Genomic DNA, 17,341 nt, shown 5'->3' with positions numbered 1-17,341 from the left:
CGTCGCTCACAATCAGTTAGCGTGAATGGCTTGCTGCCCTTTCACCAATATAATCAGTCAGTTTTTTTGCCAAATCTGTCGGACTACCAACGAAACCACAATACCCTGAGTCAATAATAGCCTGAGGTTGACTCGGACATGCACTCAGACTAGGGTCTTGCGCCCACAACTGGCTGTTGTTGTCTTGAACCATATCCAAATACTGAGAGCCATCATTGCCCATACCCGAAAATATAATATTGATTAGATCGCTACCATAGACATCACTGGTGTTTTTTAGAATCTGACCAATAGCAGGCTTATATTCACCGCTCCATGCTTGACCTAACAAGATGACCCTACCAGCTGAATCACAGACTATTTGCTTATCAATAGGGGCTATGAGGCAATGCCCTGCTCGCAAACGCTGCGAGGACGCGATAACCTCACAGCGCCAATCATTATGGCGATTGAGTATCCGTGGTAACGTACCAATCATGGTCTGATTGAAATGATGCGCCAATAAAATACACACTGGCAGTGTCGCTGGCACATTGTCTAAAAATTCTTTTACCGCACTAGGACCGCCCATAGACGCACCCAAAAATACGACATACTGCCAGCTTCTTTCAGTGTCATCGCCCTTGTATTCGGGAGTATCGATCAGGGCTGGTAGTGCTAAAAGCTTTGCAAGTTTACGTTTTAACTTACGCTGCCATTTGGCATATTGCTGTGCCTCATTGAGATACGGTGCTTGGCTAAAGCCCACCAAGACAGCCGCTGATTTTGACGCGATTGTTGCGGTTGCTACACTGTCGTCGTAATCACTGTCTATCAGCCAAATATCAATATCTACATTAGACAGCTCACTTTTTTCTTGCCACTGTGCTCTTGACACACAACCTACAAGGGTAAAGCCGCAACTACGTACGGTATCTGAAAAAGCCAAGCGCTGGCGATGATCCTCTGCCATCACCAGCACTTTGATATCATGATTGCTTTTTTGTCGCAGTGCTAAAACACGTGCATTATCCGTCATTAGTTAGGCTAACCTCTTCACCTAGAAGTCTTTGAATTTTTTCAAGAAGCTCTTTTTCTTGGAATGGTTTACCCATATAGTCGTTCACCCCAATCTCTAGAGCACGCTCACGATGTTTTTCTCCAGTACGTGAGGTAATCATAATAATTGGGATATGCTGTAATCGACTATTGAATCTGACCTGAGTCGCCACCTCGAATCCATCCATACGCGGCATTTCGATATCTAACAAGATCATATCTGGTGTTGTATCTTGTAGTATCTCGATTGCATCGATGCCATCTTTTGCAACCGCCACATTGAATCCTTGACGCTCCAAGAAGCGAGACGTTACCTTACGTACAGTCACTGAGTCGTCGACTACCAGTATCGTTGATTTGGTGGCGATACGTCCTCGCTTGGTACTCGCAGATTTTGAGAGGTTTTTGACCAGCTGTGCGTTACGCATTAATGCAATTAAGTCTAGGATGAGCATTACCGAGCCATCACCCATGATAGTAGCCGCTGAAATACCTGGTATGTTTGATAGTTGCTGGCCTAGAGGCTTAACAACCACTTCGATACGTGATCCTGCAATCTGATCAACTTGCAGTGCAATATTTTGCCCTGTGCGGTTTTTAATAATAATCAGCGGCAGACTGGTGTTGGTATTAACCACCAGCTCGTTCAGTTTATTACCAGATAAGATCTCGTTGAGATAGCGTACACGATATTCCGTGTCTTCAAAGTTCAATGTAGCATCATCTGAATGATAATAGTCATAGAGCTTTTCTGGGTTAACCCGTACCACGCGCTCAATCTGTACCAATGGTATTGCATAGTAACGATCTGCGGCGCGCACAACCAGCGCATCAGAAACAGCAACAGTCAATGGCAAGCGCATCGTAAATTTAGAGCCTTTGCCAAGCTCGGAGACAACAGAGACCGCACCGCCTAACTGACGAATTTCACTAATAACAACGTCCATGCCAACGCCGCGGCCAGAAATCTGTGTCACCTGCTTACTAGTACTCAGCCCAGCATTAAAGATATATTGCATAATATCAAGATCAGAAAGACTGTCATCGTCTGCATCAATAAGTCCTTGAGAGATCGCTTTATTTCTTACCGCTTCTACCTCGATACCACGGCCATCATCTGATAGCTGGATGACAATCTCACTACCTTCACGATGTACCTCAAGCGTAATATTACCATTACGCTCTTTACCTGCTTTTAGACGTGCTGATGTGGTTTCGATACCGTGATCGACAGCATTTCGTAGCATATGCTCAAGCGGTGAGGTAATCCGCTCTAGGATGGTTCTGTCCATCTCATCATCAGCGTTGATGATGGTCAGCTCAACCGATTTATTCAACTCATTAGCCGTCTGCCGAACAATACGCTCAAGACGCGGTGTCAGACGCGTGAATGGTACCATACGCGAATTCATCAGCCCATCTTGCAACTCAGTCTGTGTCCGCGATAGCTGTAGCAACAGGCTTTCACTATCACGAGTCTTTTCTAATAAAGTATGGTTAATATCCACCAAATCCGAGGCAGATTCTGTCAATGATTTTGATAATTGATTCAGTGAAGAATACTGATCCATCTCGAGAGGATCGAAATCCTCATTATCAATCAGCTCATCATCTATTTGTGACAAAATCTGAGCTTCAAGCTCAATCTCCATACGGCGTAACTGATCTGCCAGTCGCTGTACCGTTGTACCCATCTCTTCGATACTGTTGGTCAAGCTACTAATACCCATATCAATACGGGCGCGGTTAATCGCTGACTCACCAGATAGATTAATCATATGCTCAATCAGACCACCTGAGATACGAATCATTTCATTACTACTAGTGCTGTCGTCCTCCTTATTGGTATTACTGAACATAGATGGCATCTCGCTAATATCTTTTGCAAGATAGTGAGAGTCTTGGTTTTCTTTGGCAATCAAAATTGCTTCGCGCTGAGACTGTAGGGATTCTTTAGGAACTTGTTTGAGACTATCAGGATTTCTCCCAAACTGCTCTAATGCCTCGATCAATAGTGCAGGCGTTGGTGGATTGACATGTTGCTGAAGAATAAATACGGCATCAGCAAGCCAATCATGACTGGCAACTAGCAACTCTAATACTTTCTGAGTAGGGGGACGACGGTTACTCACAAAATCCGTATAAACCGACTCCATCTCATGCGCCAAATCAGCGATACCGGACGCAGTCACCATTCGGGCACCGCCCTTAATCGTATGCAGATCTCGCTGAAGTGCTTGTAATGCTGTGGTATTATTTGTGTCGTTCAAGAACAAATGCAGGTATTTATTACGATTGGTAAGCTCTTCTGCCTCTTCTAAGAACACCGATAATATGTCTGGATCAGGCAATCCATTAGCCCATGATTGCTTAATCATGGTATCTAGGCTGAGCAATTCTGATGTTTCGGTATTGCTAATGGCCTCATCCGCCACTACGTTTTGAATGTCTGGTTCAAAATAGTTTTTCGGTACTGGTATGATCAGCTCTACCGTTTCTGGTAAGGTTTTTTCCTTTTCAAGTACTTTTAACTGCTCAATAAGCTCTGAGGTGAAAAAGGATTTTTTATGATTCACGATATGCATCACTTGTTGCGACATCGTGTCTTGCACCATTTGCATAATCTCAAGCCACTGTGTCGTCGGCTCTCGTCTGTTTTCTACAAAAGACTCATAAACACTTTCTGCTTCGTGAGTTAGATCACCAATACTACGAATGCCAGCCATCCGTGCGCCACCTTTAATAGTGTGCAAATGACGCTGTAATACTTTTAGCGAGTTGATATTAGTAATATCGTCACGCCATTTATTGAAACTCTCATCTAGGGCGTTATCAAGTTCTTGAGCTTCTTCTAAGAAAATCTCTAATAGCTCAATATCGGTATCAATCGTTTCAAATTGGATTTCAGGTGCTGAAATAGCTCGAACGACAAAGCCTTCGTCGTTATCGTCAAGGTTATCATTTCGATAGATACCTTGTAGCTCACTCATTACCTGCTGGTCTATTTTCAATGACGTACTACCAGCTAGGGCATCGAATAGCCCAATCAACTGGGCATGACCTGATAGCAGAATAGATTGGATATCTCTATCTCTCGCTTTATCAATATTATCACTCAGGTAACTATAGGCATTACCTAGCTCATTCAGAACGGTAATGAATTTTGGAAATGCTTGAGCTTTATCTATTAAACAGGTGATTTGTGAAATTTGCTGCGCGATATAGTCTTGACTGTGTTCTTTTTCAGCATGACCAAGCGCCTCCTCTAACTCCCACTCAGCATCTAATAACGTGTCGATATTATTATCTAATAGCTCTTCTATCGTTGGTTTGCTATCAGTAACAACGGTCGCATCAGCATCACTAATGACATACTGCTCAGCCAGCATTGCTTGCAATGACGCTATGTCTTGCTCTTGCTGACTGTGTGAATCTTCTACTATGACACTACGCTGCTGAATATTTTGTTTGTAGTTACTTAAATAACCATTTATCAGCTTGGCAGATTGCGCTAAAGCCTCTAGATGTTGGGCACTCATCGCTATATCTTGCTGATGCAATAGCTCCAAACTGTGCTCTATCGCTGCGCTAACTTCGCTGATAGCAGCCAAAGCACTGGAGCCAGATGCGGCTCGTAATGTGTGAAATGCACGTACTATTTCATCCGTTATCTCAATCAGTTGCTGATCTTGATTGTCGCTGACAAATTGATCAATGTGATGAAGTAACTCTTCTGCTTCATCAATAAATATCTTACAAAATGCTTTTTCTTCTTCGCTTTGAGGCGCTAAAACAACAGTTGTCTCTGCCATTTTTTCGTTGACAGAATGGAAAGTCTGTAGCGTCATGTCTATCGCTTCATTAGTCTCATCATAGGTAGGATTGTCTTCGTCTATGCTAGTTATCAATACAGGCTCTTGCGCGACGTCAGCTTCAGCTTCAGAATGGCTTGTTGCTTGCTCATATAAGCGAGAGTAACTAAACGCATCACCCTGTTGCTTACTATAGGCATTGGCGCAGGCAATCCATAAGGGCACTAAAGCTGGATAATCTTGGCTGTTATTTTCAAATGCTACTAACATTTCAGGATAAGCGGCCAATACATCTGACATCAGCTGACACATATCGCTTGAGACAACAACACTATGATCCAATACGCGATTAAGCATATTCTCTATCGCCCATGCTAGCTCGGCGGTGTAATTAGCGCCCACCATGCGACCAGAGCCTTTTAGAGTATGAAAACCGCGACGGATATCTTTTAGAGCGGCAAGGTCAGTCGATGCTAGCTGCCAACCTTCATATAAAGGTACGATTTCGGCAAGTACTTCCTCGGCCTCTTCTATAAATATCTCTTTAATATCAGGATCTGCATCATTCGCATCGGCTGCTAATTGCTCGGTTTCTTGCATAAACGGGATAAGTACTGCTGGAATCTCTAAACCAGATAGCGATTCTGGTATATTTGTATTATTGCTTTCAGAATCTGCTCCTTCAGCACCATCAACGCTCGAAAGTAATGTTTCTAACGATACATCACCCATTGAATCAGAGTCATTGATACCTAACGCTACTTCAGCTGATGTTTCAGTGATTCCAGTCTCAAACGTATCTAAACCAGCATTGACAGGCTGCTGCGTCATTAGGTTACTACTTTTCAGAATAGTAATAGCAGGATCAGAGCTCGGTAATTGTTGTGCGGCAAAATCTGTCAGTAACACTGGCAAACGTTCCGCCGTCTCTATTACCAGACGTACGACATCGTCTGTTACAGGGAGTGTCTTATCTAACAGACGGTTAAGTAGGTTTTCTATTGACCACGCCATCTCACTGATGCTAAAGGCACCAACCATGCGGCCTGAGCCTTTTAAGGTATGAAAGCTTCTACGGACTTCGGTCAAGGGTGTTAGATTTTGTGAATCCTGCTGCCAAATAGGAAGAAAATCTTCTAAATCAGTAATGACGTCGTTCACTTCTTCGATAAAAATATCACGAATCTCTTCATCAACTTCAAAGTTGTCAGGCTTGAGTTGTTCACGAGCACGCAGCAATGCATCACTCTCTACATTAGGATTAGTATCAGTGGTGTCTTGCGTTGCTATCACCGTTTCATTATCTGAGCCGGTCACAGGTGCGATCTCACCACTATCATCATAACGAAGCACATTCATCGCGACTGGCTTTTGCGTCAGCCATGTATCGTTAGTTGTTTCTGGTGATTTCGCATACGCATTAAGAAGCTGTGATGCTTTCGCTGCATACTCATTTGCCTGCGTCAATAAGTTTTGATCAAAGACTTGCTGCGCAAGATAGTCGAGTAACAATTCAATCGAGGTCAGACTCTCTGCTAAGGCTTGGGTCACATCCCAGCTAAGTACAGCAACCTCATGAGTGAGCAGTTGTGTGAATATACTACCTATATTTTCTATCGTCTCACTAATGACTGGCAGTCCCATATCATCAAAAGCATGGGCAATCTTGTCAAAGTCAGCAATGACTGGTAAAGACTGGATATCTTGACGTTGTATATACTCGTTAAAGCTTTCCTTGATTTCTTCAACGGCAATACGTAGCTCACGTAAGTCACTGTCAGTAGAAACTGACTCATGTCTATCTTCATCCTTTACATCACTGCTATCAAACGCTTCAGGTATAATAGCAAAAGAAGAAGAAGCGCCAATTTTGAGTGATATTACCTGCTCGGTATCGTAAATAGCACTATATAGCTCTTGTAACTTGCGCTCTATGTGCCATTGCTGCTGCGTAAACTCTGTCTCTGATAAGCGTGCTTGCTCTAAATCTGTAAGGATCGATTCAACTTGCGACGCATATTGCACCCAACCTCGACTCTCAAGCTGGCTCTTTATATGTCGTAGAGGGTTTATTAGCGTATCTGGCTTATCTAGATTGAAGATAAGAGTCTCAATCTCACTGAGCAATCGCGTTAAAAAACGTAAGGTCGCAGGCTCACGCTGTGATATCTCATTAAGGGTAGATTGAGTTCGCTCGCTACTATTCTCTAGGTAGATGAGCTGAATATAGACACTGTTGATTAAGCCTTTAACAAGGCTCGAAGATAAGTGCGTGGGCTGAGTAGCAGATTCTATGACGCGATCAAGCTGACCCAATAGTGGCGCATAATATTCAGGTGATGGCGCTTCATTATGGGCAAGATCACTCAGCCACAACTCGCTCAAATACCATAGACGCTGTAAATCATTGTCTTGAGTATTCTGCCATAGATATTGACTAACTTTTTCTAAAATTTGTAGAACAGGTGCCTGATTGATATTAGCAACCAGCAATTTTTGTACTTGCTGTCGCCACACCAGTAACATCTGCTGATAGTGTTGATCTTCTAAATTGGTCGTAACATTACTCGTAGGTACTGCGATCTGAATGCTATTGACAATATCTTCATGAACAATATCTTCATGAGTATCATCATTGTTTAGATGCGCATGCTGGGTATCAGTAGCATCTATAAATGCACCTGCTTCCACACCTCGTTGCGATAGTATCTGGGCAAGCTCATTAGTAGCCTTATTTATTAGAGCACGGTTGTATTTGCCTAGATGCGTATATTGATTGAGCGCATGTTGCAATAACTTATGAGAAAACTTGCCTATTTGACAGTCTCTAGCAGACAGATTGTGACTATCCCCCAAGCTCGCCATAAAACTCAACTTATTGGCAAGATCTGCTAGTAGAGGCAAGCGAATCATAGTCAGCGCACCACTAACTTGATAGTAGTGCGATGTCATCTGTTGATAACTGTCGATATCAGCACCTGATTGCCAGCCATCAGATATCTGTGATAATTGCTCATTGAGCAGTGGCGACAACCACTCAAGCGTCACTATGTCATTGGGCTGCTTTTTCATAGGTTTATCCTAACTCGTCTAGGCACTAATTTAGGCACTAATTTTTTGCCACACATTCACTTGTGGGTGCGCAATACGGCGCATATTCGAAGGGCGCCAAAACAACGCCTCACCTGGAGCCAATATAATATATCCCTCTACCGCACACTGCTCTGATAGCCATGCCAAAATATCACGCTGATCAAACTTGCGAAAATACAGCAGCATGTTTTGGCAGATAATCACATTTTGGAGATGCGAAGTGGGTGATTTTTGTTCAATAACATTGTGTAGAGCAAAGCTAACATAAGGTCGTAAAGCTGGCGCTACTTGCCAGTCAAACTGAGTATTGATAGACCTTTCTACTTTACTAGAAGTATCAGCCATACTCAGCTCACTACCTGCATTCTTGGTGATCAAAGGGTAAACAAACTGCTGACAATTTTGAGGAATTAATGAATACTGCCGTTGATCATATTGTCCTAATCGCGCGTTTGTAATCGCTTGCTCGCTCACATCTGTTCCCAGTATCACATGATTGGATAACTGCGCTGCTGTCAGACTCATGGCCAGTGACCAAGTCTCGTGCCCACTTGCACAACCAACGCTCCAAATGCGAAAGGGCTTACTCCTGTCATCTGCACACTTGTCTATTGCATATCGTGTGATGAAATCGATAGAAGGTTTATGACGAAAAAAGCGACTCTCATGAATGAGCACTTTGTCTAATAGCTGCTGACGAATCTCATTATTCTTTGGTAATTGATACCAGAGCTGCTGAGTAGTGAGTCCATTTAATGTTGCTGTGTGGTCAATGGCATTGGTCAACCACTGCAGCTGCATATTTGGCAATATAAAGCCAATCTCTTGTTCTATATATCTCTGCCATTGCTGTAAATTAGCACTATCGCCCTGTATCATCCCATCACCCCATACAGGTTCAAATGTATTAGATAGAGCCTTTTCTGCTTGTATATGATTGTTCACGTCGCCTGCTATTATTAATGCTGTACGGCGTCAGAACCTATACAGCATTTTAATTAAAATCTTATACAAAAAGACGTATCGATACCGATTCAATATTCAAGCTAAAAGGTTAGACAATTTCTGATAAGGTTTGTTCAGAGTTAATCATTTCATCATCTAACAATTCATCATCGTTCGATACTTTAAAGCCAGTAACAGATTCTTGTAGTGCGGCAGCCATTTCACTCAACTCACCAATAGAACGTGCTGTGGCCAACGTACCAGATGAGGTTTGTGAAGTAATATCTTGAATGATATTCATAGTATGAGAAATATGGCCAGCAGATTCAGCCTGCTGTAATGCAGCATTTGAGATGTTCTGAATCAAGTCAGCCAACGTGTTAGAAACACTCTGTACCTCTTCTAGTGCTTCACCAGCATCTTTTGCCAAACGAGCACCACGTACTACTTCAGATGTCGTCGATTCCATCGACATAACAGCCTCATTAGTATCCGCCTGAATGGTTTTTACCAATGTTTCAATCTGTTTGGTCGCATTCGCTGAACGCTCAGCCAGACGCTGAACCTCATCAGCAACAACTGCAAAGCCTCGACCAGCCTCACCTGCCATCGATGCCTGAATGGCGGCGTTCAATGCCAGTACGTTGGTTTGGTCTGCAATATCGTTAATCAAGCCAACAATATCACCAATCTCTTGAGAAGACTCACCAAGGCGCTTGATACGTTTCGATGTCTCTTGAATCTGATCACGAATAACGTTCATACCTTCAATCGAACGCTGTACAACTTCTGCTCCATTATAGGCAATGGCAACTGAACGCTGAGCAACCGTCGCAGACTCTGACGCATTATTCGAAACTTGGTCAATTGACACGGTCATCTCATTAATAGCGGCTGATACACCAGCAATTTCTTGCGCTTGATGTTCAGAAGCTTCAGCAAGCTCAACAGCGTTCATCTGCGTTTGATCTGAAGACTGTGCAACTCGGTCGGCAGTACTGTTAATAACCAAGACCAATTGACGTAATTGGTCAATTGCGAAGTTTACTGAGTCAGCAATTGCCCCTGTAAAGTCTTCTGACACGGTAGCATTGACCGTCAAATCACCTTCTGCCAAATCCCCTAACTCATCAAGTAGGCGTAGAATAGCGATCTGGTTACGTTCATTTTCTTCTTGAATTTGACGAGCTCGTTCAGACTCTGCTTCTGCTTCTTGACGGCGGCGTAACGTTTCTTTTTCAATCAGCAAACGCTCCGATCCACCACGTTGCTTAAGCAATTGATACGAGGCAAACATAATACCCAAAGCACCGATAGCAAAGACAAGTGCTGGTAAAACAATTGTTTGATTAAAGTTAGTAAAGTCTTGACTCACCGATAACACCGCGTTAGCCAACCAAACGACACAGACCACACTCAGCAGAATAAAAAATCCTAATAATAGCTTCCACGTATTATTGGTCTCTTTGCCTTCTACAGTTGTGTTGCCTGTACCAGCTACAGGTTTTCTTTTAACATCACTCATCTTGCGTATCCCTTTCAAACAATCGTCAAAGTCTTATCGTGACTGACTTTGACAATCTTGTTGTTATCAAAACAATGATTAGCAAAGCCTGTATAAACTGACATCCCACTGTATCGTGTCAGCCGCTATTAATCTGTCGTTACCGAATAAATAGATGTTTTATTGTCGATTACTATATCGCAGCATCTGAATACTGCAGATCTTGTGCCAGCAAGCTTGGCATGAAAACGTACCACTCCTGCTCGTCTTTCAAAAACTTACCATGGTTATAAGGTGCAAATGGTGAATTGGAATCAATCGCTTCTGGGCGGTAATGTTCCTGAGTGAACTGTTCGATACCAAGCACTTGATCGACCAGTAGCCCTGAAAAGTTATTATCGTGATCGATCACAATAACTTTGCGCTGGCTTAGCTGTGGCAAACGGCTTGGCACTTGTAAAAAGCGTGACAAATCCGTCAGCGGTAGTAGTCGTCCGCGAATATTGGCAATACCTAGCATCCAAGGCTTTACTAGAGGTAAGCTAGTGTATTCTGGCATGGATAACACCTCTGATACCTGACCCATAGGAGCAACTAAGCGCTGACCACCAATCTCAAATACCACCCCTTGCCAATCAAACTCTTGACCACCGCGGCGACCGCTTTTGCGCGCACGTGCCAAATCTGCTAGACGCAGAAGCTCAATGAATCCTCTAGAGGCCACAAGTTACTCCATCACTTTGCGAATCATATTGACCAATACGTTTTCATCGACTGGCTTATTCATATACTCTTTGGCACCTTGACGCTTACCCCACACTCTATCGGTTTCTTGATTTTTGGTACTGATCATAATGACAGGTATATGAGCGGTGGTTTTGCCGCGAGTGATTTTTCGCGTAGCCTGAAAACCGTTCATTTCTGGCATTACTACATCCATTAAAATGACATCTGGCAGATGATCAGCTGCCATCTGACAGCCCTGCTCGCCATTTGATGCTTCTAATACTTGAAAGTTATTTTTAGAAAGCATGTCGCGAAATTTCGCCATTTCTGATGGTGAGTCGTCAATGACTAAAACGGTAGCCATAGGATTTTCCTTTATTTTCTAAAATATCTATGAGGATATATTGTTGATAAAACGACTGAAAATAATGGCCAACAACTTATTCGTGATTTATTTTTATACTAGTCACTTAGTATGTTAGTCACTTAGTATGTTAGTCACTTAGTATGTTAGTCACTTAGTATGTTAGTCACTTAAATAGTGAGTCATTATTTTTAATCTTAGCAATCACTATATTTGAGTCTATAGAGCTGATTAACGGTACTGGTTAATCGCATCAAAAAGCTCATCTTTACTAAATGGTTTGGTCAAATACTCATCAGATCCGACGATGCGGCCACGGGCTTTATCAAATAAGCCATCTTTAGATGACAACATAATCACGGGTTTATTAGCATAATCAGGGTTATTTTTTATGAGTGCACAAGTCTGATAGCCATCTAAGCGCGGCATCATGATGTCGACAAAAATAATATCTGGGTTGTTATCAACAATTTTTGCTAAGGCATCGAAGCCATCTATAGCGGTTACGACTTCACAACCCGCTTTTTGTAGCAAGGTTTCTGCGGTACGGCGAATGGTTTTTGAATCATCAATCACCATTACTTTCAAACCTTCAAAATTATTTTCCATTATCATTATCCTATGAACGACTATTTATTCGTAACGCTCTCTGTCTATATAAAGCTCTAACAATCATCTTAAGTCATGATATCAGTCAATATGAGACCAATACAAAAGACTGAGACTTCATTAGACCTTTTATGACAGTGAATACCTTTTATCAGTGTCTGCCCATCAAACACAGCGTCAACATGAGTTACTATACGCACTTTGCTCGTAATAAGCTCATAAAATTGAGTGCGATTCTTAGCTTTTTAGGCCTGATATTTTACTTCTATAACCATCAAGCAAAGTCGTATTATCTCTTAAAACACTCAAAAGTTTTTGAACTCACTTACTTTCAGTGACAACGTCATTTAAACAACGAGGCAACCAACTTTATGATATCCCTGCATTATATAGAATCAATAACCACATTGCTGAATAATTTTCTTTTGTGATAAAAATGTATCACAGTATTTCGTTATGTTTGTTTTAGCACAGTTATTGATGCTTTTCCAGTCATTAGCGAATTAATGTTCTAACTAATGAGTATCATAAACCGCTGTTCTTATTTAATAAGTCGGCAACCTCATCTATTTTCTTATGACAAACGCTTACGCATCTAAGATTAGTAAGTGTGGCGCAATTGTTCCACCGCGTATCTATTCACTATATAATGAAACGACGACTATAACGGTGACTGCTATGACAGCCTTTAAACATTCCAAAAAAAGCCTCTACTTGCTCAGCGTTTTATTGCTTGCTGCTTGTCAACCCTCACCATCTGAGAATGAATCAGTCGCTCCTGAAAACACGGCAACGGCAGACTCCCCCGTTGTCATTACCAGTGATAGTGTCACGATCACACCAGAACACATACTCAGTATAAAGTCTTCCCGTTATCAGCCAAGTCTAGGGCTGCAAGGTAGCATCGAGCCTATCAAACAAACCAAATTTTTTGCAGTACATCCCGTCAATATAGAAAAAACGTTCGTTAGCGAAGGTCAATGGGTAGAAAAAGGTACGCCTTTACTAGTTGTCAGGCGTTTGGCGGCGGTGAGTGATCCTACCGTAAAATCAGACACATCTACAGAAGCCAACTCTTCTAAAGAAGAGATAGTGACAAGCACTACCAATAATAAGAAACCAGAGAATACACCAAGTATTGACGACAATTCTGACTCTAGCTCTACTAAGGCTTTATCTGTTGATAATGATGCTAATGTAAATAATACTAACAATGATAAAAAAGAGTCGTCAGCAGCAAACCTTGTGACAGATAATAGTGATAACGCCGATAGTAATGGTATAAAAACTGCTACTAAAAAACCGAACCCACAATATAATTTGGTGACGATAACTGCTAGCTTTTCAGGTCGTGTAGAAAACCTATATGCCACAACTGGTGAAAAAATGGCGGCGCGCACGCCCCTATTAGAAATTAGTGACGAGACCAAATTGCACTTTGCGGCGACACTACCCATTCAAGCGGAGCCTCAGCTTTCAGTTGGTCAGACTGTCAATTTTACGACCGAAGGTATCACTGACAAGTTTACAGGTCAGGTCAGTAAGCTTGTGCCTACCAGCCAGCCAAAAAAACTGTTGGTGTATGTTAACGTCATTGACAATGAAGCCAGCCGTGACAAGCTACAACCAGAAATGAAGGTCACGGGGCGAGTCAATTATGGACAAATAGACGTAGGTACTATCGTGCCCAAGCGCGCCTTGCATGATGTTGACTTAACGGAGTTACAAAAACCGCCATATATGCCGCTTAAACCGTTGACCGCCAATGTCTGGATTATTGGCCAAGACCAGCGTTTGACACGCCAGCCTATTGAGGTTGTTGAGTATGATCCGACCACGCAACAATATTTGATTGCTGGTGTGAGTAACGATAGTTTAATTTGCTTGGCTGACTTACCTATTGACTCTGAAGGCAAAAAAGTCATCGTGTCATAGCCATTCACGCTGACAGTTACATTTGGTAGAAACATTAACAAAGCCTATCTTGTTTTGTAACAGCATCATTAGGCAATATAGTCGTATTATATATAGCACTATCCGAGTATTTAGGACTATTTTTATCACTACGTATTTTTATCATCATGATAGTTCAGTACTCTAAAACACCTGAAAACTTAGAGGCTCAGAGGTTTAATGGCATAGAATGTAAAAACTATTGATACTTCTATCATAGTTAAGCGACTAGCACACATTAGACCTTTGGCAAATTATAAGAACAATTAGAGGATATCCTATGAGCAAGCAGATTTTATTGATTGAAGATGATCCAGATTTAGCAGAGCTGATCAGTGATTATTTGACCATGAATTACTATGACGTCCATCATGCAGGTTTGGGTCAAGAAGGCCTTGATCTGTTAGATACCAAAGAGCGTGATATCGATTTGGTCGTACTTGATTTGATGCTGCCTGACATGGATGGTATGCAAGTATGTCAAAAAATTCGTGGCAACAAGAATAATATGACCAATAAAGTGCCTATTATTATGCTGACCGCAAAAGGGGATACAACTGATCGCGTGTTAGGTTTGGAGATGGGTGCTGATGACTATATCGCAAAGCCTTTCGAGCCGCGTGAGCTTCTTGCTCGTATCCGTGCTGTTATCCGCCGTCATGAGCAGCCAAACCAAGCAGATAGCCAGTCAGATAGCTTAACCTTTGGTCGTTTGAGTGTGTTCCCTGACAGTCACGAAGTTACTATCGATGATGAGCCTGTACGTTTAACGACGCATCAGTTCCAATTACTACACTATTTTGCTACTCATTCTGGCAAAGTGCTAAATCGCGAGCAGCTTTGGCAGGCAATGCCAAACGACGACAGCTCAGACAACATCGATCGTGCCATTGACGTGCATATTTCACGCCTTCGTGCTTTGATCGAAGACAACCCACGTCAACCAAAACGCATTATCACGGTGCGCGGTGTTGGTTATCAATTTGCCACTGATCAGGTTTGATCATAAAAGATGGATTAATCGATAGAGAGCATATTAAGCTCAGTCGATATTAGTGTCCAATAACAGAGATTGTTTAATGCAGCAATTGGGTTTTCGTTCCGTATTTGCCAAACTATTTGCCAGCGTTATGCTGGCACTTATTTTATTTGCAGTTGCTATGGTGCTATTGACCCAACTGGTGCATGACAAGGACGCAGGAATCCGATCAGAGATATTGGCCACGCAGATTTTGGGTCAGATTGATCCATTTCTGCACGAATTGAATATCTCTATCAGTAAGGACAATCGCCTACAATCACGATTTATGCTAGCTGTTGTCAAAAAAAGCTTTGATATTTTTGATGAGTCACTACAGGCCAAAATGGGCTTGTACGACAGCGAAGGTCGGTTGCTCATGCAAACCGATAATAGCGATTTGCCGCTAGAGCTACCACCTACGCCATCTTTATTTTCACGTGTTTTTCCTTCGTTTGCAGATACATCCCCTACTAAGCAGGCTCAAGTCTATAGTAGCACTGGCTATACTCTGCTGTATGAGTCGCGTTTACCTCCTAAAAAGCCCGTGCTTTCTGCAGCGCTGAATCTGTTTACAGGTACGTTGTTGCTGCTCATTATTATGGCAGGTGTTCTGTGGCTGATTGCCCGTACCATGACATGGCGTATCGATCAGTTAAGTCAGCAGATGGCGCAGTTAGGTGATGGGGATTTTACGGTACGAGTGAACGCGCGTGGTAATGACGAAATTGCCTCATTGGCGCGTGGGTTCAACCAAGCAGCGCAAAAGATTGAGCACCTCGTTGATGCCAACAATTTATTATTGGCGCATGCTTCTCATGAGTTGCGTACGCCTATTACGCGCATTCGCTTGCAGATTGAAATGATGGATATGTTGGCTGGTGCGCTACCATCTGACACCAAAGCCAAGTTTGATAAACGCGCTCATGCCATCACTCGCGATCTATCAGGTCTCAATGATTTGGTCGAAAGTATATTGTTGGTCAGCCGTCTAGACGCAGGTCATGCTTTGCAGCAAATTGAGAACTTGGATTTATACGATTTGGTCAATCAAGAACGTCAGCACTATCCTGAAGCCACGTTGATTGGTGAGCACATCATGATCGACGGTCAATCATCAATGTTGACTCATCTCATTCGCAATCTACTGACCAATGCCATGCTTCATGGCAAGCCGCCCGTTACCGTGTTACTGTACGGCGTTCAGACTATCGAAGATGCTGGCACTGTTCCTGATTACCTATTGCAGACCGTGCTCTCTAGCAGTTTCACCGATTATAATAGCTTGTTGGATTTTGACTCTCATGAAGAGCCGCTTGATACCAATAGTGATGAGCAGGAGTCTGCTTCACCCGAAAATGCCGACTCTACTCTGAGCAATAAAGACAAAATTGATTCAGTCGAGCCAATAGCTGTCTTGCCAGCACCGCCAATCTACAAAAATGGTGAAAATCTAACAGTCGATGAAGATGTAAATTCTGATATAAGTACAGACCTTAACTTTATTAAAAATATCCCAAGTTCTGTAAAACCTGATGCTCATATTACTAGCACCGATTTAGATAAAGTGATTTGGAAGGCCGTTCCTGATTCTAAAGACACTTTAGACTCTAATAAAGACGCTAAGAAATCCGTACATAATAATCTTATCGAATCTACAGATGGAACAATCGACAATCGTGCGCATGCTCTTGAAAACGATAGCAATAGAAAAACTGACAAAGTAGCAACCGATACAACTACCAGCAAAAATGGCAGCAAAGATAAAGCGAAAAACAGTGCTAAAGCCAACACCCAAAATAATAACGAAGCCTCAGCCACACCGCGCAAAGAAGGCTTATTTGCTAAGCATCTAAAAAAGGCAAAAACTGAGCCGGTGCGCCCACTACCGAAATACGCGGTGCTAGCGGTGATTGATGAAGGTACAGGAATTCCTGAAGAAAAACGCGAAGAAGTATTTAGTCCCTTCGTACGGTTACAGCAAAAGAATAAAGGGTCAGGGTTGGGGCTTTCTTTGGTTTCACAGATTGTCACCGCGCATCAAGGGCGGATCACTACTGATACGCTAAACGGTCATACTCGCTTTTTAGTCGCCATACCCGTTGAACATGACCCTCATTACAATCAGCATGAGTAGTCAGCTATATTTGAAAACACGTTACTTTGTTGATATTACTCCCACTGATACCCCTCAAACATTCCTTCCTTAATAGCTATTCATCATAAGTCAGTCACGGATGTGCATATCCAAAGTGACTGATAATATGCTATATTACCGC

Annotated in this window: 9 protein-coding genes and 1 pseudogene; 3 read left to right on the top strand and 7 right to left on the bottom strand. The window is 42.4% G+C overall.

The window, feature by feature from the left end; genetic code table 11:
• Window positions 1–16: 16 nt before the first annotated feature.
• From AC58CZ_RS00465 to pilG, 7 genes and pseudogenes are all read right to left on the bottom strand, one after another.
• Window positions 17–1,018, bottom strand: a complete 1,002-nt coding sequence (locus tag AC58CZ_RS00465; protein WP_494223682.1) for a chemotaxis protein CheB — start codon at window positions 1,016–1,018, stop codon at window positions 17–19.
• Complete coding sequence (locus AC58CZ_RS00460; RefSeq protein WP_494223683.1) at window positions 1,008–7,922, bottom strand: Hpt domain-containing protein; 6,915 nt, start codon at window positions 7,920–7,922, stop codon at window positions 1,008–1,010. Before AC58CZ_RS00460 ends, AC58CZ_RS00465 begins: the two co-directional genes overlap by 11 nt.
• A gap of 30 nt (window positions 7,923–7,952) precedes the next feature.
• On the bottom strand, window positions 7,953–8,888 hold the full coding sequence (locus AC58CZ_RS00455) for a CheR family methyltransferase (protein ID WP_494223684.1): 936 nt from the start codon (window positions 8,886–8,888) through the stop codon (window positions 7,953–7,955).
• 109 nt (window positions 8,889–8,997) lie between these two features.
• Window positions 8,998–10,071: pseudogene (locus tag AC58CZ_RS00450) on the bottom strand (methyl-accepting chemotaxis protein); the annotation flags it as partial.
• 514 nt (window positions 10,072–10,585) lie between these two features.
• A complete protein-coding gene (locus tag AC58CZ_RS00445) occupies window positions 10,586–11,116 on the bottom strand; it encodes a chemotaxis protein CheW (RefSeq protein ID WP_071002987.1) in 531 nt (176 codons plus the stop codon).
• Window positions 11,117–11,119: 3 nt separating this feature from the next.
• Window positions 11,120–11,482 carry a response regulator gene (locus tag AC58CZ_RS00440; RefSeq protein ID WP_071002986.1) on the bottom strand — a complete coding sequence of 121 codons (363 nt, stop codon included), beginning with the start codon at window positions 11,480–11,482 and terminating at the stop codon, window positions 11,120–11,122.
• 231 nt (window positions 11,483–11,713) lie between these two features.
• Window positions 11,714–12,091 carry a twitching motility response regulator PilG gene (gene pilG / locus AC58CZ_RS00435; protein WP_057761576.1) on the bottom strand — a complete coding sequence of 126 codons (378 nt, stop codon included), beginning with the start codon at window positions 12,089–12,091 and terminating at the stop codon, window positions 11,714–11,716.
• Window positions 12,092–12,769: 678 nt separating this feature from the next.
• Here pilG and AC58CZ_RS00430 point away from each other — a divergent pair.
• The 3 genes from AC58CZ_RS00430 (at window position 12,770) to AC58CZ_RS00420 (ending at window position 17,199) form a co-directional block, all read left to right on the top strand.
• Window positions 12,770–14,026 (top strand): efflux RND transporter periplasmic adaptor subunit, encoded by a 1,257-nt coding sequence (locus tag AC58CZ_RS00430; protein ID WP_286708236.1) that lies wholly within the window; start codon window positions 12,770–12,772, stop codon window positions 14,024–14,026.
• 298 nt (window positions 14,027–14,324) lie between these two features.
• The gene (locus AC58CZ_RS00425) at window positions 14,325–15,047 is read left to right on the top strand and encodes a response regulator transcription factor (RefSeq protein ID WP_058025471.1); all 723 of its coding nucleotides are present in this window, start codon (window positions 14,325–14,327) and stop codon (window positions 15,045–15,047) included.
• 76 nt (window positions 15,048–15,123) lie between these two features.
• Window positions 15,124–17,199, top strand: coding sequence for an ATP-binding protein (locus AC58CZ_RS00420; protein ID WP_494223685.1), 2,076 nt, complete (start codon window positions 15,124–15,126; stop codon window positions 17,197–17,199).
• Window positions 17,200–17,341 lie beyond the last annotated feature (142 nt).

The organism is Psychrobacter sp. CR212 (assembly GCF_059693765.1).
This window is presented reverse-complemented; position numbering and strand designations above follow the sequence as displayed.